General features: G+C 63.3%; 22 protein-coding genes. 14 read left to right on the forward strand and 8 right to left on the reverse strand.

The genetic code is table 11. The features are described from left to right. Positions 1–34: 34 nt before the first annotated feature. Positions 35–802 (forward strand): class II aldolase and adducin N-terminal domain-containing protein, encoded by a 768-nt coding sequence (locus NKI49_RS09830; RefSeq protein ID WP_352602737.1) that lies wholly within the window; start codon positions 35–37, stop codon positions 800–802. Between the two features lie 271 nt (positions 803–1,073). Here NKI49_RS09830 and NKI49_RS09835 read toward each other — a convergent pair whose 3' ends face one another. Further along, the gene (locus tag NKI49_RS09835) at positions 1,074–1,706 is read right to left on the reverse strand and encodes an HAD family hydrolase (RefSeq protein WP_352602739.1); all 633 of its coding nucleotides are present in this window, start codon (positions 1,704–1,706) and stop codon (positions 1,074–1,076) included. 256 nt (positions 1,707–1,962) lie between these two features. On the opposite strand from NKI49_RS09835, the gene NKI49_RS09840 reads away from it, so the two are divergent. Continuing rightward, complete coding sequence (locus NKI49_RS09840; protein WP_352602741.1) at positions 1,963–2,922, forward strand: sugar-binding transcriptional regulator; 960 nt, start codon at positions 1,963–1,965, stop codon at positions 2,920–2,922. 67 nt (positions 2,923–2,989) lie between these two features. On the opposite strand, the gene NKI49_RS09845 is transcribed toward NKI49_RS09840, so the two are convergent. Then, positions 2,990–3,175, reverse strand: a complete 186-nt coding sequence (locus tag NKI49_RS09845) for a hypothetical protein (protein ID WP_027028260.1) — start codon at positions 3,173–3,175, stop codon at positions 2,990–2,992. A gap of 109 nt (positions 3,176–3,284) precedes the next feature. Between NKI49_RS09845 and gcvA the strand changes: the two genes are divergently transcribed. From gcvA to NKI49_RS09890, 9 genes are all read left to right on the forward strand, one after another. Then, complete coding sequence (gcvA, locus tag NKI49_RS09850; protein ID WP_352602744.1) at positions 3,285–4,190, forward strand: transcriptional regulator GcvA; 906 nt, start codon at positions 3,285–3,287, stop codon at positions 4,188–4,190. Positions 4,191–4,404: 214 nt separating this feature from the next. Then, on the forward strand, positions 4,405–5,715 hold the full coding sequence (locus NKI49_RS09855) for an ABC transporter substrate-binding protein (RefSeq protein WP_352602746.1): 1,311 nt from the start codon (positions 4,405–4,407) through the stop codon (positions 5,713–5,715). Between the two features lie 124 nt (positions 5,716–5,839). Next, positions 5,840–6,712, forward strand: a complete 873-nt coding sequence (locus NKI49_RS09860; RefSeq protein WP_352602748.1) for a carbohydrate ABC transporter permease — start codon at positions 5,840–5,842, stop codon at positions 6,710–6,712. Positions 6,713–6,723: 11 nt separating this feature from the next. After that, complete coding sequence (locus tag NKI49_RS09865) at positions 6,724–7,548, forward strand: carbohydrate ABC transporter permease (protein ID WP_352602750.1); 825 nt, start codon at positions 6,724–6,726, stop codon at positions 7,546–7,548. Positions 7,549–7,597: 49 nt separating this feature from the next. Continuing rightward, positions 7,598–8,596, forward strand: a complete 999-nt coding sequence (locus tag NKI49_RS09870; RefSeq protein ID WP_352602752.1) for an ABC transporter ATP-binding protein — start codon at positions 7,598–7,600, stop codon at positions 8,594–8,596. Positions 8,597–8,598: 2 nt separating this feature from the next. Beyond that, the gene (locus NKI49_RS09875) at positions 8,599–9,369 is read left to right on the forward strand and encodes an L-iditol 2-dehydrogenase (RefSeq protein WP_352602823.1); all 771 of its coding nucleotides are present in this window, start codon (positions 8,599–8,601) and stop codon (positions 9,367–9,369) included. A 175-nt stretch (positions 9,370–9,544) separates the two neighbouring features. Then, positions 9,545–11,023: a mannitol dehydrogenase family protein gene (locus NKI49_RS09880; protein ID WP_352602754.1), complete on the forward strand. Its 1,479-nt coding sequence runs from the start codon at positions 9,545–9,547 to the stop codon at positions 11,021–11,023. 14 nt (positions 11,024–11,037) lie between these two features. Beyond that, the gene (locus tag NKI49_RS09885) at positions 11,038–11,721 is read left to right on the forward strand and encodes an HAD family hydrolase (RefSeq protein WP_352602756.1); all 684 of its coding nucleotides are present in this window, start codon (positions 11,038–11,040) and stop codon (positions 11,719–11,721) included. Continuing rightward, the gene (locus NKI49_RS09890; RefSeq protein WP_352602759.1) at positions 11,718–13,307 is read left to right on the forward strand and encodes an FGGY-family carbohydrate kinase; all 1,590 of its coding nucleotides are present in this window, start codon (positions 11,718–11,720) and stop codon (positions 13,305–13,307) included. Before NKI49_RS09885 ends, NKI49_RS09890 begins: the two co-directional genes overlap by 4 nt. Before the next feature lie 300 nt (positions 13,308–13,607). On the opposite strand, the gene NKI49_RS09895 is transcribed toward NKI49_RS09890, so the two are convergent. The 6 genes from NKI49_RS09895 to NKI49_RS09920 all read right to left on the reverse strand — a co-directional run bounded on the left by NKI49_RS09895 (position 13,608) and on the right by NKI49_RS09920 (position 20,042). Then, a complete protein-coding gene (locus tag NKI49_RS09895; protein WP_352602762.1) occupies positions 13,608–14,696 on the reverse strand; it encodes an ABC transporter ATP-binding protein in 1,089 nt (362 codons plus the stop codon). Positions 14,697–14,701: 5 nt separating this feature from the next. Continuing rightward, a complete protein-coding gene (locus NKI49_RS09900; protein ID WP_352602764.1) occupies positions 14,702–15,748 on the reverse strand; it encodes an NAD(P)-dependent alcohol dehydrogenase in 1,047 nt (348 codons plus the stop codon). Positions 15,749–15,763: 15 nt separating this feature from the next. Then, on the reverse strand, positions 15,764–16,576 hold the full coding sequence (locus tag NKI49_RS09905) for a carbohydrate ABC transporter permease (protein WP_352602766.1): 813 nt from the start codon (positions 16,574–16,576) through the stop codon (positions 15,764–15,766). An 11-nt stretch (positions 16,577–16,587) separates the two neighbouring features. Continuing rightward, entirely contained in the window at positions 16,588–17,454 is an 867-nt protein-coding gene (locus tag NKI49_RS09910; RefSeq protein ID WP_352602768.1) for a carbohydrate ABC transporter permease, read from the reverse strand. Positions 17,455–17,609: 155 nt separating this feature from the next. Then, positions 17,610–18,881, reverse strand: a complete 1,272-nt coding sequence (locus NKI49_RS09915; RefSeq protein ID WP_502899522.1) for an ABC transporter substrate-binding protein — start codon at positions 18,879–18,881, stop codon at positions 17,610–17,612. Positions 18,882–19,124: 243 nt separating this feature from the next. Then, positions 19,125–20,042, reverse strand: a complete 918-nt coding sequence (locus NKI49_RS09920; protein WP_352602770.1) for an AraC family transcriptional regulator — start codon at positions 20,040–20,042, stop codon at positions 19,125–19,127. A gap of 268 nt (positions 20,043–20,310) precedes the next feature. Here NKI49_RS09920 and NKI49_RS09925 point away from each other — a divergent pair, with 268 nt between their 5' ends. The 3 genes from NKI49_RS09925 to NKI49_RS09935 all read left to right on the forward strand — a co-directional run bounded on the left by NKI49_RS09925 (position 20,311) and on the right by NKI49_RS09935 (position 23,261). Further along, positions 20,311–21,714 (forward strand): MATE family efflux transporter, encoded by a 1,404-nt coding sequence (locus tag NKI49_RS09925; protein ID WP_027028276.1) that lies wholly within the window; start codon positions 20,311–20,313, stop codon positions 21,712–21,714. 210 nt (positions 21,715–21,924) lie between these two features. Beyond that, positions 21,925–22,785 carry an FAD binding domain-containing protein gene (locus NKI49_RS09930; protein ID WP_352602773.1) on the forward strand — a complete coding sequence of 287 codons (861 nt, stop codon included), beginning with the start codon at positions 21,925–21,927 and terminating at the stop codon, positions 22,783–22,785. Next, the gene (locus NKI49_RS09935; protein ID WP_352602775.1) at positions 22,785–23,261 is read left to right on the forward strand and encodes a (2Fe-2S)-binding protein; all 477 of its coding nucleotides are present in this window, start codon (positions 22,785–22,787) and stop codon (positions 23,259–23,261) included. Before NKI49_RS09930 ends, NKI49_RS09935 begins: the two co-directional genes overlap by 1 nt. Position 23,262: the final 1 nt, after the last annotated feature.

The following is a 23,262-nucleotide window of genomic DNA, read 5'->3' on the forward strand; positions in this document are numbered from 1 at the left end:
GCACGGCATTCTCTCCAAAACCGGAGGATTTTCGATGAGCATCGCCCGCCTGCAAAAGGAAACGCTGAGCAACCTGCCGTTCTACGCGGAGCGTGTCGATCTCGCTTGCGCCTTCCGCTGGACGGCAAGGCTCAACATGCACGAGGCCGTGGCCAACCATTTCTCGTTGGCCGTCAACGACGACGGAACGAAGTTCCTGATGAACCCCAACCAGGTGCATTTCTCGCGCATCAAGGCGAGCGACCTGATCGAGATCGATGCCAACGACCCCGACACGCTGTCCGGCCCCGACGCGCCCGACCCGACGGCCTGGGGCCTGCACGGCGCCATCCATCGCAACGTTACCCACGCGCGCTGCGTCATGCATGTGCACTCGATCCACGCCACGGTTCTGGCTTCGCTCGCCGATTCTCGCCTGCCGCCGATCGACCAGAATTCGGCGATGTTCTTCAACCGCCATGTCGTCGACGCGCATTATGGCGGGCTGGCCTTCGAGGAGGAAGGCGAGCGCTGCTCGCAACTCCTTGCCGACCCCAAGGTCAAGGTGATGGTGATGGGCAATCACGGCGTGCTGGTCATCGGCGACACGGTCGCCGACGCCTTCAACCGCATGTTCTATTTCGAACGCGCCGCCGAGACATACATCAAGGCGCTGTGGACCGGCCGCCCGCTGCGCACGCTTTCCGACGAAATTGCGGAAAAGGCGGCGAGCGAGATGGACGACTATCCCGGCCAGGCCGAACGCCATCTCAGCGAGTTGAAAGCGATCCTCGACGAGCAGGAGCCGGTTTATCGGAATTAAAGCCGGACTCTTCCTTCTCGCCGTTTACGCTACGCTATCCATCTTTTGTGACCGGCGTGAACGACCGGCCCGAGGCTTGATTGCCAGGTGGTTCCCCCAATCCGTCGCTGCTTCGCAGCGCCACCTTTCCCCCCTCCGGAGGGAAAGGAAGGGAGCGTTGCTAGACGAGCGTTGATGAAAAAAAAGCTTGGCGCCCTTCCTCTCCCCCGTCGATCGGGGGAGAGGTGGCTCGGCGAAGCCGAGACGGAGTGGGGGTCGACCAGCGCTTAGCTCAGAGCCCCAGTTCTCTGCGCAATTCCCCGGCGCTGCTGATGACGATGGCACCCGGCGGCCCTTCCATCGGCTTTTCAGGCCAGAAGATCGTCTTCATGCCCGCCGCCAGCCCCGCCATGGCGCCCGGCCAGCTGTCGTCGATCGCCACCGCCTGCGCGGGATCGACATCGGCGAGATAGGCGGCGCGCAGGAACGGCTCGGGGTGTGGCTTGCCTTCGCGCACGTCGTTGCGGCTGATCGTCTTCATGCCGGGATAGATCATTCCGACCATGCGCAGATTGGCGTCGACGATCATCCGGTCCGAATTCGAAACCACGGCTTGCTGCACGCCAAGCCCGCGCAATTCGTTGAAGATCTCGATCGCGCCGGGGCGCGGCTTCAAGGTCGCGACAAGCGGCAGATAGTGCTCGTATTTGTGAACGATCCACTCGTCGAAGGGCAGATCCAGGCCGAACTCGTCGCGCATCATCAGGTAGACCGGCCAGGCAGCGACGCCGAGAACGCGTTCGTGCAGGTCGGGTGGGGGCGTGAGGCCGACATAGCGCATCGCCGCCACCAGGGCTGCTTCGTGCAGCGGTTCGCTGTCCACCAGCGTGCCGTCCATGTCCCAGAAAACCGCTTTCGGTGTCATGCAACGCTCCTTTTTGCGTTCCCTTAAAGGGTTTGCCTCGGGAGATAAACCATCCGGGCGGCAGAACGTGCCGCCTGCCCGGATGGAAAAACGTCCTTTTCCCTGCCGCGGGATGCGCAGGCCGAAGACGTTCCGGCCGAGCCGTGCACCGGCCGAGGCAAGCAATTGCCCTGGAGATTGACAATTGCGCAGCAGCCTGTTCCCTGCGAAAGTAGGACGGGCCGCCCTGATGACTGGCGGTTTCGGGAGGCAGGACGTGAATACCCGGCAGGATAGCGGCAGCAACAGGCTGGACGAGGCGGCGCGCGCCGGCTGGCTTTATTATGTTGCCGGCAACACGCAGGACCAGATCGCCGCCACGCTCGGCATCTCGCGGCAGACGGCACAGCGGCTGGTGTCGCTGGCGGTGTCGGAAGGCCTGATCAAGGTCCGCGTCGACCATCCGATCGCCAACTGCCTCGATCTGGCGAGCCGGCTGAAATCCCGCTTCGCGCTCGACCTGGTCGAGGTGGTGCCGAGCGATCCCACCTCCTCGTCGACGACGATCGGCATCGCGGAGGCAGCCGCCGCCGAGATCGAAAAACGGCTGAGATCACCAACTCCGATCGTGCTTGCGATCGGGACCGGCCGCACGCTGAAAGCGGCGATCGAACAATTGCCGCCGATGGAATGCCCGCAGCACAAGGTGGTATCGTTGACCGGCAACATCTCGCCGGACGGTTCGGCCGCCTTTTACAACGTCATCTTCACCATGGCCGACAGGGTCAAGGCGCGGTCCTTCCCGATGCCGCTGCCGGTCATCGCCTCCTCGCCGCAGGAGCGCGAGATGCTGCTTAACCAGCCGATGATCCAGCCGACGCTGGCGCTTGCCGCCGAGGCCGACGTCACCTTCGTCGGCATCGGCGATCTCGGTCCGAAGGCGCCGCTCTACGAGGACGGCTTCATTTCCGAAGCGGAGCTGAAGGCGCTGCAAAAGGCTGGAGGCATTGCCGAGATCGTCGGCTGGGTGTTCGATCGCGACGGACGGATGATCGAAGGCATCACCAACGACCGCGTGTCGTCGGCGTCGCTGCCGTCACGCGAGAAGTCGCTGGTCATCGCGCTCGCGATGGGCGAACGCAAGCTGCCGGGCATCCTGGCGGCCGTTAACCGCCGGCTGGTCAACGGGCTCATCACCGACGAACGGACGGCCGCGGCCCTGCTGGCCGGCGCATGATGCCGGACTGCCATCGCATGGGGCGCCGTGGCGGCGCGGCGCGCGATTTGCGATAAGGCCAGCCGGGCTATCCATGCCGCCCGAAAGGATCGTTGCCATCGAGGAAACCGAGGTCCCGTAGCAGATGCGGCGACAGATCCCGTATGTCGAGATGCGCGCGTTTTCTGATCGCGAACCAGCCGAATCCGTCCGAAAGCCACGAAATCCAGCGATGATCGGGAGTGGGACTGCACTTTTGCTGCGCCATGGTCATGATCGTCAACCTTCGCTATCCTGAACCCTGATGACGGGTAACGATGAATGTCGGTCTTGCCGGCCGCCTTTGCCAATCGAACGTCGATAATGACCCATAAGGAGGCTTTATGCCTGACCTGAGCTCGCGACAGGTTTCGCAGCTACCGCCGCTGCAAGCGATCCGGGTGTTCGAAGCGGTGGCGCGGCAGCTTTCCTTCACCAAGGCCGCCGAGGAACTCGGCATGACACAGGCAGCGGTCAGCTATCAGATCAAGGTGCTGGAGGAGCGGGTGGGCGGGCCGCTGTTCCTGCGGCGGCCGCGCCAGGTGGCGCTGACCGAAGCCGGACAGCGCCTTGCGCCTGCGGTCAGCGAGGCCTTCGCCATTCTCGGTCAGGCCTATGCCGCGGCGCGCGCGGGAGCCGATGGATTGCTGTGCGTGAGCACGGTGCTGACCTTTGCCTCGAACTGGCTGGCGCACCATCTGGGCTCGTTCCAGATCGCTCATCCGTCACTTGCCGTGCGGCTCGACACGTCGAGCCGGCTGACGGATTTTGCCCGCGAGGATATCGACCTCGCCATCCGTTCGGGCGGCGGTAAATGGCCGGGGCTGGAAGCGCACAAGCTTTTCGATGCCGATTTCACGCCGATGCTGAGCCCCAAGCTCGCGGCGAGCATCGGCGGCATCAAGGAACCGGCGGACCTGTTGCGGCTGCCGATCCTCGATCCCGGCGACATCTGGTGGACGCAGTGGTTCGAAGCTGCCGGCGTGCACTCGCACGACCTTGCCAGGCGGCCGGGCAGCAGCATGGGCGCACAGGCCTACGAGGCCAATGCGGCAATCGCCGGCCATGGCGTGGCAATCCTGACCAGGGCACTGTTCAAGGCGGAGCTGGCCGACGGCCGCCTAATCCAGCCTTTCGATCTGGTTGGCGACGACGGCCACGCCTTTTGGCTGGTCTATCCGGAGGCGCGCCGCAACCTGCCGAAGATCCGCGCCTTCCGCGACTGGCTGCTGGCCGAGATCGCCTGCTGAGGGGCAGCCTAATACAAATCCCGAAGCATTGCTGTCGTTGCCCGATATCCGTGCGGCGGCTGAGACCAGCCCTGCAATTTCCACGCGCTCCTTGCCCGCCGGCGTCAGCCAGTGCTGCGCTGCAGCATCGAATCCGGCTTGACATAATTAACACCAAGTGAGTAATTGCCCACAGCCAAGGCAAATGCTCATCTTGGTTCATGGGAGGAATTTGATGAAACTTCGTACGCTCATCCTGGGCTTGTGCTCGACCAGCGCGCTTGCGTTCGCCGCCCACGCCGAATCCATCACCATCGCCACCGTCAACAATGGCGATATGGTCCGCATGCAGAAGCTGACCGACGACTTCACCAGGGCCAACCCCGACATCCAGCTCAACTGGGTCACGCTCGAGGAAAACGTGCTGCGCGAGCGCGTCACCACCGACATCGCCACCAAGGGTGGCCAGTACGACGTGATGACCATCGGCACTTACGAAGTTCCGATCTGGGCCAAGCAGAGCTGGCTGTTGCCGCTCGACAAGCTCGGCGACGACTACGACACCAAGGACATCATTCCGGCCATCGCCGGCGGCCTCTCGGTCGACGGCAAGCTCTATGCCGCGCCATTCTACGGCGAGAGCTCCTTCGTCATGTACCGCAAGGACCTGATCGAGAAGGCGGGCTTGAAGATGCCCGACGCGCCGACCTGGGATTTCATCAAACAGGCGGCAGACAAGATGACCGATCGCGCCAATGGCGTGAACGGCGTCTGCCTGCGCGGCAAGGCCGGCTGGGGCGAGAACATGGCCTTCCTGACGGCGATGTCGAATTCCTTCGGCGCCCGCTGGTTCGATGAGAACTGGAAGCCGCAGTTCGACCAGCCGGAATGGAAGAACACATTGCAGTTCTATGTCGACCTGATGAAGGCCGACGGACCGGAGGGCGCGTCCTCCAACGGCTTCAACGAAAACCTGGCACTCTTCCAGCAGGGCAAATGCGGCATGTGGATCGACGCAACCGTCGCCGCCTCCTTCGTGTCCGACCCGAAGGCATCGCAGGTCGCCGACAAGGTCGGCTATGCGCTGGCTCCAGACAATGGCCTGGGCAAGCGCGGCAACTGGCTGTGGGCTTGGTCGCTGGCTATCCCCGCCGGCACCCAGAAGGCCGATGCCGCCGAAAAATTCGTGTCATGGGCAACCAGCAAGCACTATGCTGAACTGGTCGCTTCGAAGGAAGGCTGGGCCAACGTTCCTCCGGGCACGCGCTCCTCGCTCTACGCCAACCCCGACTACCAGAAGGCGGCTCCGTTCGCCAAGATGACGCTGGACTCCATCAACGCCGCCGACCCGACGCATCCGACCGTCAAGCCGGTGCCCTATGTCGGCGTCCAGTTCGTCGCCATCCCCGAGTTCCAGGGACTTGGCACCACCGTCGGCCAGCTCTTCTCCGCGGCTCTTGCCGGACAGTCGAGCGTCGACGATGCCTTGAAGCAGGCCCAGGACGCCGCCACCGCGACAATGACCGAAGGCGGCTATATCAAGTAAGGCCCCTCCCGGTGCCTAAGGCCGGTCGCCGACCATGGCCGGCAACGGCCGCCCGAAACCCAGTTCGGGCGGCCACTTTCGACAGTTCGAGAAAATTCCGTCCGATCCTTGAAGGGTGACCGTCATGGCTACTCAGCAGACCCGTTCGCTTGCCCGTTTCATGATGGCGCCAGCAGTGGTGTTGTTGTTCGTCTGGATGATTGTTCCGCTGCTCTTCACCCTGTGGTTTTCCTTTCTGCAGTACAATCCGCTCAACCCGATCCGCGACGGGTTCGTCGGCTTCTCCAATTATTCGCTGTTCTATTCCAATCCGGCTTTCCTTCAGTCGATCCTCAACACCCTCACGCTGGTGGTCAGCGTGCTGTTGATCACGGTGATCGGCGGCATCCTGCTGGCGCTGCTGATCGATCAGCCGATGTGGGGACAAGGGATCGTCCGCATCCTCGTCATATCGCCGTTCTTCGTCATGCCGCCGGTGGCCGCATTGGTCTGGAAGAACATGATCATGCACCCGCAATACGGGGTGTTCGCCGATATCGCCCGCTTCTTCGGCGTGCAGCCGATCGACTGGTTCGGGCAACACCCGATGCTGGCGATCATCATCATCGTCGCCTGGCAGTGGCTGCCTTTCGCGACATTGATCCTGCTCACCGCGCTGCAATCGCTCGACGGCGAGCAGAAGGAAGCCGCCGAGATGGACGGCGCCGGCTTCGTCAGCCGCTTCATCTATCTGACACTGCCGCACATGTCGCGCGCCATCACCGTCGTCATCCTGATCCAGACGATTTTCCTGCTTTCCGTCTATGCCGAGATCCTCGTCACCACCAATGGCGGTCCGGGATACGCTTCCACCAACCTGCCCTTCCTCGTCTACCAGAAGGCGTTGCTGGAGTTCAAAATCGGCCAGGCATCCGCGGGCGGTGTGATCGCCGTCATTCTCGCCAACATCGTCGCCTTCTTCGCCATGCGCGCCGTCGGCAAGAACCTGGACAGATAAGGGAGGACAACATGGCACGTGCAGTCACCACCCGGCACAAGACGATCGCGACCGCGGCCGCCTGGATCGTCGCCCTGCTGATCTTCTTCCCGATCCTCTATACGATCGTCACGTCGTTCAAATCGGAGCAGGAGGCGATCCAGGGCTTCAACCTGATCCCGTCCGGGACGTTCGAGAGCTATTCCGAGGTCCAGGCGCAGAACGGCTATTTCAAGTTCTTCTTCAACTCGGTGCTGCTCTCGGTCGGCTCGACCATCATTGCCTTGCTGGTCGCCATCCCGGCGGCATGGTCGATGGCCTTCTCGCCGACCAAGCGGACCAAGGACATACTAATGTGGATGCTGTCCACCAAGATGATGCCGGCGGTCGCCGTGCTGTTCCCGATCTATCTTATCTTCCGCGACACCGGCCTGCTCGACAGCCGCATCGGCCTGATGATCATGCTGATGCTGATCAACCTGCCGATCGTGGTGTGGATGCTCTACACTTATTTTCGCGAAATCCCGGGCGAGATCCTGGAAGCGGCACGCATGGACGGCGCCTCGCTGTGGAACGAGATCGTCTATGTGCTGACGCCCATGGCCGTGCCGGGTATCGCCTCGACCATGCTCCTGAACATCATCCTGGCCTGGAACGAGGCGTTCTGGACAATCCGGCTGACCACCACGGAAGCAGCGCCGCTGACGGCCTTCATCAGCTCCTTCTCCAGCCCGCAAGGCCTGTTCTGGGCCAAGCTTTCGGCCGCCTCGACGTTGGCCATCGCGCCGATCCTGATCATGGGGTGGTTTAGCCAGAAGCAGCTGGTGCGCGGCCTGACATTTGGTGCCGTGAAGTAATACCGCCACAAGCGACAGACGCCGGACAATAGCCCTCGGGGAGGAAATCATGGGAAACATCACGCTCAAGAACGTCTCCAAATCCTTCGGATCGACGTCCATCATCCCCGGCCTCGACCTGGTGATCGAGAATGGCGAGTTCGTCGTCTTCGTCGGCCCGTCGGGTTGCGGCAAGTCAACGCTGTTGCGGCTGATCGCCGGGCTGGAGGACACAAGCGGCGGCACCATCAACATCGACGGCCGTGACGTGACCGGCGAGGCGCCGGCCAAGCGGAAGCTGGCCATGGTGTTCCAGTCCTACGCGCTCTATCCGCACATGACGGTGGCCAAGAACATCGCCTTCCCGCTGAAGATGGCCGGCGAGGATCCGGCGACCATAGACAGGAAGGTGAAGGACGCGGCACGCGTGCTTAACCTGACCAACTATCTCGAGCGCCGGCCCGGCCAACTCTCCGGCGGCCAGCGCCAGCGCGTGGCCATCGGCCGCGCCATCGTGCGCCAGCCATCGGCCTTCCTGTTCGACGAGCCGTTGTCCAACCTCGACGCCGCGCTGCGCGGCACCATGCGGCTGGAGATCAGCGAACTGCATCATCAGCTCAAGACGACGATGATCTACGTCACCCACGACCAGGTCGAAGCCATGACCATGGCCGACAAGATCGTCGTGCTGAACGCCGGCAATATCGAGCAGGTCGGCTCGCCGATGGAGCTCTACAAGACGCCGCGCAACCTGTTCGTCGCCGGCTTTATCGGGTCGCCGAAGATGAACCTGATCGAAGGCGCGCCGGCCGCCAAAAATGGTGCCAAGACGATCGGCATCCGTCCCGAGCATATGCAGATTTCGACGACGGCAGGCGATTGGAAGGCAACGGTCGGCGTTGCCGAGCATCTCGGCTCCGACACGTTCCTGCACGTCCAGGCCGATGGCGTCGGTCCGCTGACGGTGCGCGCCGACGGCGAACTCGCGGTGCGCCATGGCGACACCATCTACCTGACCCCAGACAAGACCAAGCTGCATCGCTTCGGCGCCGACGGGAAGGCGATGTGAGCATGCGACTGGCCGGCAAATCTGCGCTGATCACGGGTTCGGCGCGCGGCATCGGCAAGGCTTTCGCCGAAGCCTATGCGCGCGAAGGCGCTACGGTGGCGATTGCCGACATCAACCTTGAAGCTGCCGAGAAGGCGGCTGGCGAGATCGGCGGCAAGACCTATGCCGTAAAGCTCGACGTCACCGACCAGGCCTCCATCGACGCAGCGGTAGGAGCGGTGGAGACCAGGACCGGCGGCCTCGACATCCTGATCAACAATGCCGCTTTGTTCGATCTCGCGCCGATCGTCGAGATATCGAGGGCGAGCTATGAAAAGCTGTTCTCCGTCAACGTCGCCGGAACGCTGTTTATGCTCCAGGCGGCCGCGCGCTCGATGATCGCGCGGGGCAAGGGCGGCAGGATCATCAACATGGCGAGCCAGGCCGGACGACGTGGTGAAGCGCTGGTCGGCGTCTACTGCGCGACCAAGGCCGCCGTCATCTCGCTGACCCAGTCGGCGGGGCTCGACCTGATCAAGCATCGCATCAACGTCAATGCCATCGCGCCGGGTGTCGTCGACGGCGAGCATTGGGATCATGTCGATGCGCTGTTCGCCAAATATGAAAACCGGCCGAAAGGCGAGAAGAAGAAGCTGGTTGGCGAGGCGGTTCCCTATGGCCGTATGGGCACGGCCCAGGACCTTGCCGGCATGGCGGTGTTCCTCGCCAGCGCCGACGCCGAATACATCGTCGCCCAGACCTACAATGTCGACGGCGGCCAGTGGATGAGTTGAGGGCGGGGCGGCCTCTTCTTCCCGTACCTCCACGGGAGAAGAGGCCAGCACGCAGATGGTGGGCGGCATCGACCTCGGAAGGGAAGCGCCGCCCCTCATCTTATCCTCTTCCCGCGAAGGACGGGGAGAGCGGGAATGACGAAGGCCGTAGCCTGGCCAAAAAGGGTCGAAAAACATGACTGTGAAACTCTCTTCTTCCAATCTCGCGAACCTGCCCGCCAACGTCGCCGGTCCGAAATACGACCGCTCCAAATTGAGGGCCGGCATCGTTCATTTCGGCGTCGGCAATTTCCATCGCTCGCACCAGGCGGTCTATCTCGACGACCTGTTCAATTCGGGCATCGGCCATGATTGGGCGCTGGTCGGCGCCGGCGTGTTCGAGGGCGAGAAGGCCGGCCGCGCCAGACTGGAGGAGCAGGACTGGCTGACTACCGTGGTCGAGCAGGATAGCGGCCATATGAGCGCCCGCGTCACCGGCTCCATGATCGACTTCCTGACGCCGGGGGATGCCGCCGGCATCGTCGAGCGGCTTGCCGACCCGGCGATCAAGATCGTGTCGCTGACCATCACCGAAGGCGGCTATTTCATCGACCCGGCCTCCGGCGTCTTCAACCCTACCCACCCCGACATCGTCGCCGACGCGCAAGCAGGCGCGACACCGAAGACGGTGTTCGGCATCATCCTCGCCGGACTGGTGCGCCGCCGCGACGAGGGCACAGTGCCGTTCACCGTGATGTCCTGCGACAACATCCCCCACAACGGCCATGTCACCTCCGACGGCGTCATCGGCCTTGCCCGTCTGATCGACGAGGATCTGGCAAGCTGGGTCGGGGATCATGTCGCCTTTCCGAACGGCATGGTCGATCGCATTACGCCCGCCACGTCAGATCGCGAGCGCGGCATCCTGGCCAAAGACTTTGGCGTCGAAGACAACTGGCCGGTGTTCTGCGAGCCGTTCCGGCAATGGGTGCTGGAGGACCATTTCACCGACGGTCGCCCGCCGCTGGAAAAGGTCGGCGTGCAGTTCGTCAAAGACGTTGCGCCGTACGAGTTGATGAAGATCCGCATCCTCAATGGCGGCCACGCCACCATCGCCTATCCAGCCGGGTTGATGGATATCCATTTCGTCCATGAGGCGATGCAGGAGCCATTGGTCGCCGGCTTTCTGGCAAAACTCGAACGGGAAGAAATCATCCCGACCGTGCCGCCGGTTCCGGACACCGTTCTGGAGGAGTATTATCAGCTCATCGAAAGCCGCTTTTCCAATCCCAAGATCGGCGACACGGTGCGCCGGCTCTGCCTCGACGGCTCCAACCGCCAGCCGAAATTCATCATCCCGACCATCGCCGACCGGCTGAAAGCGGGAAAAGGTGTCGCCGGACTGGCGCTGGAATCGGCCCTTTGGTGCCGATACTGCTACGGCACGACGGACAGCGGCGCCGCCATTGAGCCCAACGACCCGAGCTGGGACCGGCTGCAGGCGACGGCGAAGGCGGCAAAAGACGCGCCCGCCGCCTGGCTTGCCATGGAGGATACCTATGGCGACGTCGGCCGTGCCACGGCGTTTGTCGAGGCCTTCGCTCACGCGCTCAATGTGCTATGGGCAAATGGCACGCGCGCCACGCTGACGCGCTATCTCGCCGGCCAGCTCTGAGCGCATTCGATATTATGGCGCCTGACCTGGTCATCTTCGACTGTGACGGCGTGCTGGTCGACAGCGAGGCGCTGTCGGTCTCGGCGCTGCTGGGCATGATCGAACTCGCTGGCGGCAGCGTCGGCGAGGATGCCGCCTACGAACATTTCCTCGGCAAGAGCATGAAAAGCGTGCGCGAGATCCTCGCCCGCGACTTCGGCCTTGAGATCAGCGATCAGCATCTCACCGCGATGCGGGTCGATCTCATGCGAAAGTTCCGTGAGGAGCTGAAGCCGATACCCGGCGTCAAGCAGATGTTGCCGAAGCTCGGCCTGCCGTTCTGCGTTGCCTCCTCGGGCACGCTGGAACGCATCCGCTATGCGCTCGACGTCACCGGGCTGCTTGGGCTGATGGAGCCGCATCTGTTCAGCGCCGCCATGGTGCCGCGCGGCAAACCGGCGCCCGACCTTTTCCTCCATGCCGCCGCCGCCATGCGGGCGCATCCGCGCAAATGTCTCGTCATCGAGGACAGCCCCGCCGGCGTCGCCGCGGCGCGTGCGGCGGATATGCGCGTCTTTGCCTTCACCGGCGGCACGCATGCCGGCAATCCGGCATTGAAAGCGCGGCTTGCGTCGAGTGAACCGGACTTTATATTCGCTGACATGCTGCAATTGCCCGATCTGATTGCAGGCCTGGGAGCGAGAGCAAGAACATCTTGACGAAACAGCAGTTCGTTTGCGCGGTCGATGTCGGCACCGGGAGCGCCCGCGCGGGCATTCTCGACACCAAAGGCAGCTTGCTCGGCCGCGCCGAGCATCCGATCGCGATGCATCAGCCGAAGGCCGATCATGCCGAGCATGATTCGCGCGACATCTGGTCCGCCGTCTGCATTGCCGTGCGCGCCGCGCGCGAAAAGGCCGGTGTCGCCGCCGAAGATGTCGTCGGCATCTCCTTCGATGCCACCTGCTCGCTGGTGGTGCGTGACCGGCAAGGCGGCCAGCTCAGCGTTTCGGTGACCGGCGAAAAGCGCTGGGACACCATCGTCTGGCTCGACCATCGCGCCATCGCCGAGGCCGACGAATGCACGGCGAGCGGCCACGCCGTGCTCGATTATATCGGCGGCGTGATGTCGCCGGAGATGGCGACGCCGAAGCTGATGTGGCTGAAGCGCAACCTCCCGGAGACGTGGGCTCAGGCCGGCACTCTATTCGACCTCACCGATTTCCTTACCTGGCAAGCGACCGGCTCGCTGGCCCGTTCGCAATGCACGCTGACCGCCAAATGGACCTATCTGGCGCATGAGAAGGCCGCATGGCGACTTGATTTCTTCGACATCGTCGGCCTCGGCGATCTCTTCGAACATGGCAATCTGCCTGAAAGGGCCAGTCCGGTCGGCAGCGATATCGGTCAGTTGACGGCCCAAGCAGCAGTCGAGCTTGGCCTGACGGAGAAATGCCGGGTCGGCGCCGGCGTCATCGACGCCTATGCCGGGGCCCTCGGCGTGCTGGGCGGCTTTGCCGGCGACGAGCAGAATATCGGCCGCCATCTGGCGCTGATCGCCGGCACGTCGAGCTGCGTCATGGCGATGTCGCCCGACCCGCAGCCTTTTGCCGGCGTCTGGGGGCCATATTACGGCGCGGCACTGCCGAAGCTGTGGCTGTCGGAAGGCGGCCAGTCGGCCACCGGCGCCTTGCTCGACCACATTATCCGCTGGCACGGCGCCGGCGGCGAGCCGGATGCCGCCATGCATGCCAAGATCGCCAGGCGCGTCGCCGAACTGCGCGCCACAGAGGGCGAGAACCTTGCCGCAAGGCTCCACGTGCTGCCGGATTTTCACGGCAACCGCTCGCCGCTCGCCGATCCGCATGCCGTCGGCGTGGTCAGCGGACTGACGCTGGATTCCTCCTTCGACAGCCTGTGCAAGCTCTACTGGCGCACCGCCGTCGGCATCGCGCTCGGCGTGCGCCACGTGCTGGAGGCGCTGAACGAGAACGGCTACCTCATCGACACGCTGCATGTCACCGGCGGCCACACCAAGAACCCGCTGCTGATGGAGCTCTATGCCGATGCCACCGGCTGCACGGTGATCGAGCCGCTGGCCGACGAAGCGGTGCTGCTCGGCACCGGCATGGTCGCCGCCACGGCGGCCGGGCTCTTCCCCGATCTCAACGCCGCCTGTCTCGCCATGCAGCAAGGCGGCAGGACGCGCGCGTCGAACCCGGCATCAGCCGGACGCTTCGACCGCGATTATCGCGTGTTTCTGGAGATGCACAGGCAGCGCCAGGCGCTCGACGCGATCCGGTAGGGATAGTTTTGCGACTGGGGCGGAGGCCGCCAATTGTCAGCGCCGCCGCCGCCCCTCATTGCCCTGCCGGGCATTTCTCCCCGTATAATGACGGGGAGAAAGTAGCAGGCCGCAACGTCGCTGCTCTCTTTGCGACGTTGGTGATTGGCGAAATCATTCATGACAGCACCCCTCGCCCCGTCACTGTACGGGGAGAGGATGCCGGTCCACCCTCCGCAGCTGCAGCGCAGCTGCTGCGGAGGACGGGCAGGCAGGTGAGGGGCAGCGCAAACATCTGAGGAGGAGTGACGAGGCGAATTCCTACTGTCTCAGCAAGGACACTCCGGACTTGGCGTCGAACAGATGCAGGCTCTCTTCCTCGAATGTATAACGAACATCGCTGCGAACGACGGGGCACGCGCGACTGGGGACCAGCGCGCTGATTTCCTTGCCGCCCAGCCCGAAAGTCACCAGCGCATCGTTGCCATGGAACTCGATGAGATCGGCCGTGCCTTCGAGAACGTTCGGGCCGGCATCGCGGCTCGCGGTCTTCAGGTCCGGAGGTCTGATACCAAGCACAGCGCCCTCGCCATGCTGAAGCTTGAAGCGTGAGCCGTCGATGGTGAAGATGGTTCCGCCACTGGTCAGCATCCAGCCGTCTCCTTTTCGGGCTACCGTGACGTCGATGAAATTCATGTTCGGCGTCCCAATGAACCCGGCGACGAACAGATTGCCTGGCCGCTCGTAGATTTCCGCCGGCGAGCCGATCTGCTCGATCCTGCCGTCCCGCAGCAGCACGATGCGGTCGGCGAGCGTCATTGCCTCCAGCTGGTCGTGGGTGACGTAGACGGTGGTCGTGTTCAGCGACTGGTGCAGCCTCGCGATCTCGACGCGCATGTGGTTGCGCAGCTTGGCGTCGAGATTGGACAAGGGTTCGTCGAACAGGAAGACCTTCGGCGTCTTGATCATGGCCCGCGCGATCGCCACGCGCTGCTGCTGGCCGCCGGACAGTTCGGCCGGCTTGCGGCCGAGATAGGGATCGAGGCCCAGCGTCTTCGACACCGCCTCGACGCGCTGCTGTATCTCGGCCTTCGCCACTTTCTGGCGCTTCAGGCCGAAGGCGATGTTGTCGAAGATCGTCATATGCGGGTAGAGCGCATAGTTCTGGAACACCATGGCAATGCCGCGGTCGCCCGGGTCGAGATCGTTGACCACCTTGCCGCCGATCGACACCTTGCCGCCGCTGATGTCCTCCAACCCGGCCAGCATCCGCAGTAAGGTGGACTTGCCGCAGCCCGACGGGCCGAGAAAAACGACGAACTCGTGATCCTCGATGGCAAGGTTCAAGTCGCGGATGACGGTCGTGGCGCCATAGGATTTATCGACATGGGAACAGACGATCGCGGACATGGTCGTCAGGCCTTCTCGCTCGAAATCAATATCTGCAATTTGACGTCCTCCGGGTTGCCGGCGGCCGCCCGCTCGAACGCCTCGATGCTGTCGTCGAAGGCATAGGTGCCGGTGATCAGCGGATTGAGGTCGACCTTGCCGGAGGCGATGAGCTGCAAGGCGCGGTCGAAGATATTGGCATAGCGGAACACCGTCTCGATGCGCACTTCCTTCGATATTGCCGCCGGCACGTTGAGCGCCACCGGCTCTACCGGCAACCCGACGAGGACCACCGCGCCGCCGGGGCGCACGACATCGAACAGATTAGCGAACGCCTTCGGGCTGCCGCTGGCCTCGAACACGATGTCCGCCCCCCAATTGTCGGTCGCCGCTGCTACCGCCTCGGTCAGCGACCGCTCGCCGATGTTGACCGGGACGATGCCCGGATACCGGCCAGCAATCTTGAGCTTGGGGGCGGAGAAGTCGGAAATCAGCACTTTCGAGCAACCGCCGGCAAGGGCGGCCAGCGCGATCATGATGCCGATCGGGCCGCAGCCGACGACTACCGCCACGTCGCCCGGAACGATGCGCGCGCGTGCAGCCGCCTGCATGCCGATCGCGAACGGTTCGACCATCGCGCCTTCGGCGAAGGAGACATTGTCGGGCAGCTTGTAGGTGAACGCGGCCGGATGCACGGCTTGCGGCGCGAGAATCCCATGCACCGGCGGCGTCGCCCAGAAGGTAACGTCCGGGTCGACATTGTAGATGCCGAGCTTGGTTGCCCGCGACGACAGGTTCGGCACGCCCGGCTCCATGCAGACGCGATCGCCGACCTTCAGCGTCCTGACATTGGCGCCGATTTCGATGATCGTTCCGGACGCTTCGTGGCCGAGCACCATCGGCGCGCGCACGACGTAACTGCCGATGGCGCCATGGGTGTAATAATGCACGTCGCTGCCGCAGACGCCGACCGTATGGATGGCGATCCTGACGTCGTCCGGCCCGACATCGAGCGGCAACGCGATCTCGCGCAAGGCCAGCTCGCCCTTTTTCTCAAGCACCAATGCCCGCATCGTGTCGTCCTCGCTTCAAGTCTTTTTTTGCCGGAAAACGGAATTCAGGAAGCCGCTGAGCACGCCGAGAAACAAAAGCGGCGGCAGCGACAAAAGCACGACCGAGGCGTTCAGGATGCCCCACGGCACGTTCATGCCTTGCTGGGACAGTTCCGAGGCGACAATCGGCAAGGTCTTGGCGTTGGAACTCGACAGCATCAGCGCGATCAGGAACTCGTTCCAGACCAGCACGAAGCTGAAAGCGACCGCGCCGATCAGCGAACGCGCCGCGACCGGCAGCGCGATCCGCCAGAACACCGAATAGGCGCCGTAGCCGTCGACGAAGGCGGCCTCCTCGACTTCCTTCGGCACGGCCTGGAAGGCGGGAATGGCGAGCCACATGATCACCGAGATGGTGAGCAACGAATAGGTGACGATCAGCGCGGCGAGCGTGTCGTAGAGCCCGAGTTGCAGCCAGATCACCATCAGCGGGATGGCGACCGCCACCGGCGGCAGGAAGCGAAGCGACAAAACGAAGAACTGGATGTCGCCGGCCCAGCGGTTCGGGTAGCGCGCCACCGCATAGGCGGCCGGCAGGCCGAGCACCACACCGATCAGCACCGCGACGCCACAGGCTACGACCGAATTGTAGAGGCCGGTCATGACGCTGTCGCGGCCGATGATATAGTTGATGTTGGCAAGTGTCGGCGTGAACACCAGGCGCGGAACGCGGGTGATGATGTCGACGTTGTTCTTCAGCGAATTCAGCGCCGTCCACAGCAGCGGAAACACCGCCACGAAACCGGCGAATGCCAGCACTGTCTTGCCGATCAGGCGGCCCGGTCTCATACGATATGGTCTCATGCCTGCACCCGCTTCCACAGCATGGTGAAGGTGATGACGGTGGCGATCATCATCAGCACGGCCATGGCCGAGGCGTAGGACACCTTGCCAGACTCGATGAAGCCTTGCGAAAACGCGTACATATCGAGCGTCTCGGTCGCCACGCCAGGCCCGCCGCGGGTCATCACGTAGATCAGGTCGAAGGAGCGCAGCGATTCGATCATCTTGACGAACATCAGGCTGATCAGCGGCGCCTTCAGCATCGGCAAGGTCACATAGGCGTGGATCTGCCAGCGCCTGGCATGATCGAGCCGAGCCGCCTCGATCGGCTGCGGCGGCAGCGTTTCCAGCAGCTTCAACACGATGACGGCGAAGAACAGGCCCCATTGCCAGACATCGACCGACGCGACCGCGAACAACGCCGTCGACGGCTTGGACAGCGGGTCGAAGATCAGGCCGCCGGTCAACAGCCGGTAGGGGTAGGTGGCGATGCCATAGAGCGGATGGTAGGCGAACTTCCAGACGAAGGCCGCCGAGACACGCGGCAGCAGCACCGGGATGATGAACAGCAGGCAGTAGAAATTGCGCAGGCGCGGCGACGCGACCTCGAACATCAGCACGCCCAGCCCGATCGCCACGGCCATGGTCGCGACGACGGTGACGATCTCCCATTTCACCGACACCCAGACGGCATTCAGAAAGCGCCGGTCGAAGAACAGGTCGTAGAAATTCGAGAACCAGACATAGGAATAGTTTGCCGAGCTGAGCTCCCGGTTCTGGAGGGCGATGACGATCGCGTAGAGCGTCGGCACCATCGACAGGACAAGCAGGATGGCGAGCGTCGGCACGACAAAGGTGATTGGCAAGGAGGAACGTCGAGGCATCTGTCTATCCTGGCTTGCGTCTCGAGCAATTGAACATGGCTGGACTTTTTTCGCGCGAAGTCTTGCTCGAGCGGCCATGTTGGAAGGGCCTGCGACGCACAGGTCCCGGCATTCCACCGAATGCCGTGGACCGTGCGCCGCAGGGGGAGGATGGCTTATTTCTTCACCAGATCGTTGGCATAGGCTTCAAGCTCGTTGAGGCCGCCCTTGACGTCGGTGCGGGTACCGGTGACCAGTTCTTCGAGGATGATGCCCCAGCGGTCGCCGAGATCCGGCCAGCGCGGGTCTTGCCAGAAGTTGACCGCCGTGACCTTGCCTGTCTCGGCCAGCGCCTGGCCGAGATCGGCGCCGTAGATATCGGCGAATTCCTTGCTGGACAGGATGCTGGTGCGGTTCAGCTCACCGAACTGATGGGCGTCGAGCCGCCGCTTCTCGTTTTCCTTCGATGTCGCCCAGGCGACGAACAGGCCGGCGCATTTCTTCGACGCATCGTCGGCATTGGCTTTTGCCGCGATGGCGAGACCATGGCCGTAACCGCCGCCGGTGAGCGGCGCCGGCGGTGGCAGGAAGCCGATCTTGCCGACCACTTGCGAGGTCTTCGGATCGACCGACATACCCGACAGCGGCGTCGATTCGACGAGGATCGCCACCTGGCCCGACAGGAACGCGCCGGTCGATTCATCCCAGCTGCCGGTCTGCGTGCCAGGTGCCGAATCCTTGAACAGCTTCAGATAGGTTTCGGTCGCCTTGACGGCGGCGTCCGAATTGAAGGCGGGCTTGTCGCCGTCGAACCATTGCCCGCCATAGGCCTTGAAGAAGGGCATCCAGCGCCAGACATTGGCGCCTGAGCCACGGGCGCCGCGCAGCGCAATGCCGTACATGCCCTTGTCCGGATCGGTCAGCTTCGGCACGTCGGCGATCAGCTCGTCCAGCGTCTTCGGCGGCTGGATGCCCGCGGCCTCCAGGACATCCTTGCGGTAGACCATCAAATCGCCGCCGCCGGTCAGCGGCGCGAACCAGACCTTGCCGTCATAGGTGGCGACCTTTTGGCGGCCCGGATCGAAGTCGGCATAGTCGTAGTCCGCCGGATAGTAGTCGGTCAGCGGCACGATCCATTTCGACGACGCGAACAACGCGACGTTGGCTTCGTCGACATAGTAGACATTGTAGTTGCCGACGGTGGATGCATCGGCGCGCGATTTCGCCCGGCGGTCGTTCTCGTTCAGATAGTCGATCTGGAAGCTCGCCCCGGCGAGCTTCTGGAACTCGTCCTTGGAGTCCTCCAGAAGCGTCAGGCCGTCACGCGGCTGCGCCAGCACCTTGACCGGCGCGGAACAGACCGGCGCCTGCGCCGACGCAATGGTGGAAACGGCAATGGAAAGCATAAAAGCTGCGCCAAGGCTGGCAGCGAGCCGAATTGGTTTCATGGTCTTTTCTCCTCCAGGAACACTTCGCAGGAAGCAGACGTCCTCGGGCTACGCGATCCTCACCATCGCCCGATTGACATGCCACCCATCGTCAAGATGCGGAGTTGCGGCGGGCCAAGCTAGGGGCCTCGTTGCAGCAGACCTGTACTTTTATGCATTGTGCGGCGCAAAAACCGGCATCCACTTGCGGAGCTTGTCACACGAGTATCGATCGAATTCCAGGACGTGATTTTTAGGATGCGCTTATGCTCGCAATGTCAGCCGTTGCCGAGACAGCCGGCGATAGGACGACGGGGTCATCCGATGCTTGCGCATGAAGGCGCGATTGAAGTTCGAGATGTTCATATAGCCGACCTGAAAACAGATGTCGGTGATCGGAATATCAGTATCCGCCAAGAGCTTGCATGCCTGCCAGAGCCTGAGCTTGGCGAGGTGGTCGCTGAAGCTGTTGCCGGTATTCTTCTGGAAGAAACGCGAGAATGTGCTCTCGGTCATTCCCGCCAGTTCCGCCACTTCCGGAAGCTTCAGATCCTCGGCGAAATGCTGGAACAGGTAGGTCAGCGTGCGTTGGACGATGTCCAGGGAGGCTGCGTCGAGGACCGGCGAGAAATCCGGCGAAGACAACAATTCGTATTCGTCGGTCCTGGCGAGAATATCCACGAGGCGCAGGAAAAGACAGAACCTGGTTAGCCCGCTAACCTCGCCCATCCGCTCCATCAGCTCGGCGCCTTCCAGCGCGGTGTGGCCATGAAAGACCATGCCACGCAGAGAACGTTCCAGGAACGGTTCCAGCTCGCGCAATTCGGGCAGCAGGCCTGCCGACCCACGCAACCTCTCGGCGTCGAATTGCAGAACGATGTCACGGCCTTCGATCAGCTCGCCCGGCTGCACCGCCGTCACCCAGTCATGCGGCAGCCCGCCACCGACGATCGTCAGATAGCCCGGGCCGAACTCGCCGATGTGATCGCCGACCAAAACCACGCCCGAGGATTTTCGCAGCAGGTGGATTTCGTACTCCGGATGGAAATTCCAGACGTTGCGCTCCCACGGATAATCGTCGAGCCGCCACAGAAAACTGTCGCTCGCCTCGGTGACGATATGTTCGAAGGCCGGCGCCGTCCGAAGTGTGGCGACCGGGTTCCTTCTGCGCTTGAACTGCATCCTGCCTCCTGCAAACCGGAATCTATGGTGGCACGTCTCCATGCAATCCGTAGCAGTCCACCGTCTGCAAGTGAAATGACCTCCTGTTGCGAGCCCTCCGTACCCTGAGCGGCCCCTCTGGCTCAATCTGTTCCCGTCCTCCTCCCTTGCCTTCATGTCGCGTTTCGTCCAAAAGCTGACGCAAACGCTGCGGAACCGAAGGTTCTGCCGTTTGCAATGCGGCTTCCGGCTCTGTGCCGACGTGCCGCAAATCGGAAAGAGCGGAATAATGTCTGCGATCGAAGCCGGCGCTCGCGCGCCGGAAAATCTTTGGCGTCAGGAAATCCGGGCGACGCTGGCGCTCGCCTGGCCCATGGTGCTGACCAATCTCGGCCAGACCGCGATGACAGCGACCGACGTCATGATGATGGGTCGGCTGGGGCCGGATACGCTGGCCAGCGGCGCGCTTGGCGCCAATCTCTATTTCATGCCGCTGATCTTCGGCCTCGGCCTGATGCTGGCGACGTCGCCGATGATGGCGACCGAGCTTGGCCGCCGCCGCTATTCGGTGCGCGACCTGCGTCGCACCGTGCGCCAGGGCCTGTGGCTGGCGATCCTGATCTCAATCCCGATCTGGATGTTCCTCTGGCATGGCGAGAGCCTGCTGCTGGCCATGGGCCAGGAACCCGTGCTGGCGCACCAGGCCGGCATCTATCTGCGCTGGCTGGAATGGGCGGTGCTGCCGTTCTACGGCTACATCGTACTGCGTTCGTTCATCTCGGCGCTGGAGCGGCCGGGCTGGGCGCTGGTCATCGTCTTCGTCGCCGTCGCCTGCAATGCCTTCTTCAACTGGCTGTTCATGTTCGGCAATCTCGGCGTGCCTTCGATGGGCATCGCCGGCTCGGGCCTTGCCACGTCACTGTCGAGCACGCTGATGTTCGCCGGCATGGCCGTTGTGGTGATGCTGGAGAAGAAATTCCGGCGCTATCGTCTGTTCGGGCGCTTCTGGCGGTCCGACTGGCCGCGCTTCAAGGGGCTGTTGCGGCTCGGCCTGCCGATCGCCGGCATCCTTGCCTTCGAGGTGACGATCTTCAACGCGGCGGCGCTGCTGATGGGCCTGATCGACGCGGATTCGCTGGCCGCGCATGCGATCGCCATCCAGATCGCCTCGATCAGCTTCATGGTGCCGCTCGGCCTCAACCAGGCGGTAACGGTACGCGTCGGCCTTGCGCATGGCGCCGGCAATCCGGAAGGTGTTTCCCGCGCCGGCTGGACGGCCTTTGTCATCGGCGTCTCGTTCATGGCACTGATGGGGCTGGTGATGATCCTGTGGCCGCACCCATTGATCAGCGCCTTCATCGATCTCGCCAACCCGGCCAATGCAAGGGTGATCGCGCTTGCCGTTTCGTTCCTGGCCTTCGCCGCGCTGTTCCAGGTTTTCGACGGCGCGCAAGCGGTTGCCGCCGGCATGCTGCGCGGCCTGCACGACACCAAGGTGCCGATGATCTACGCCGCGATCGGCTATTGGGGCGTCGGCCTGCCGCTCGGTGTGCTGCTCGCCTTCCATTTCGGCTTCAATGGCGTCGGCATCTGGATCGGCCTGTCGACCGGGCTCGCCGTGGTGGCGGCCTTGTTGCTGGCGCGCTGGCTACGCCGGGATCGCTTGGCGCCGCCGCTCGCCTTCGGGCATTGAATGAACGGCACCGGTTGTCCGCCGGCCCGTCAACTCCTGGCATCCTGGCTGGCGGCGCTGGCAGGGTGCGCCTCACAGGGCGCCAATTCAGTTCGGTTGGGACTGGATTTTACGGCGCCTGGCCCAATCGCCAGGACTGAGGAAGAGGATGGCCATTACGGGGAGACCCTTTATAACGGCCGATGAGATTGCGATACTCAAGGGGAGACGATGCGCTACATACGTCCGCTTTCAATCGAAGATGCCGCTGGCCTGCTGGCCGGCTCAACCGGCACGGCCGCCATACTCGCCGGAGGCAGCGACCTGCTGGTGAGGATGAAAGGCGGCTTTATCGAACCCGACCTGATCGTTGACATCAAGGGCATCGACGGGCTCGGCGAGATCAAGGAAACCGCGGAAGGCTTCAGCATAGGTGCTGCCGTTCCCTGCGCCGTGCTGGGAGAAAGCGATGCCCTGAAGAAGGCGTGGCCAGGCGTTGTCGAAGCGGCCAAGCTGATCGGCTCGAAGCAGGTGCAGGGGCGCTGCACCATATCAGGCAATCTCTGCAACGCCTCGCCGGCGGCCGACAGCGTGCCGGCGCTGGTGGCTGCCGGTGCCAGGGCATTGGTTGTCGGGCCGGGAGGCAGGCGCACCATTGCGGTGGAGAGCGTGCCGACCGGGCCGGGCAAGACGTCGCTGGCCAAAGGCGAGATCATCGAGGCGATCCTGCTCGACAGGCGCCCGCCGCGTTCGGGCGATGCCTATTTGCGTTTCATTCCACGCACGGAGATGGATATCGCGGTGGTCAGCGCCGGGGTGAATTTGACGCTCGATGAGCAAGGCGTCGTCAAAGCGGCCCGCGTGGCGCTGGGCGCCGTGGCGGCGACGGTGCTTCTGGTCGAAGAGGCCGCCGAGGTCCTCATCGGCTCCAAGCTGGACGAAGCCACGCTTGAGCGGCTCGCCAAGGTCTGCTCGGGAGCTTGCCGTCCGATCGACGACAAGCGGGGCACCGTCGAATTCAGAAGGAAGGTTGCGGGCGTGCTGGCCAAGCGGGCCGCCACGACCGCCTATGCACGTGCAGGAGGCAAATGATGGCTGGTATAGCAGTCTCAACGACAATCAACGGCGACAGCGTCGAATATCTTTGCCAGCCGGACGAGACGCTGCTCGACGTCCTGCGCGATCGCCTGGGGCTGACGGGCGCCAAGGAAGGCTGCGGCACCGGCGATTGCGGCGCCTGCAGCATCATTCTCGACAACCGGCTGGTGTGCTCGTGCCTGGTGCTCGGCGCGGAGGCTGAGGGCCGGCGCGTCGAGACCATCGAGGGCATGGCGCATGGCGACAGCCTGCATCCGCTGCAGCAGAAATTCCTCGAGCACGCGGCACTTCAATGCGGCATCTGCACGCCCGGCTTCCTGATCGCGGCGAAGGACCTGCTGGCCAAGAACCCCGATCCGACCGAGGAGGAAATCCGCTTCGGCCTGGCCGGCAATCTCTGCCGCTGCACCGGCTATGACAAGATCGTGCGTGCCGTCCAGGATGCCGCCAGCGTGATGAAGGGAGCATGAC

Source organism: Mesorhizobium sp. M0587, assembly GCF_040320945.1.
Classification (GTDB): domain Bacteria; phylum Pseudomonadota; class Alphaproteobacteria; order Rhizobiales; family Rhizobiaceae; genus Mesorhizobium.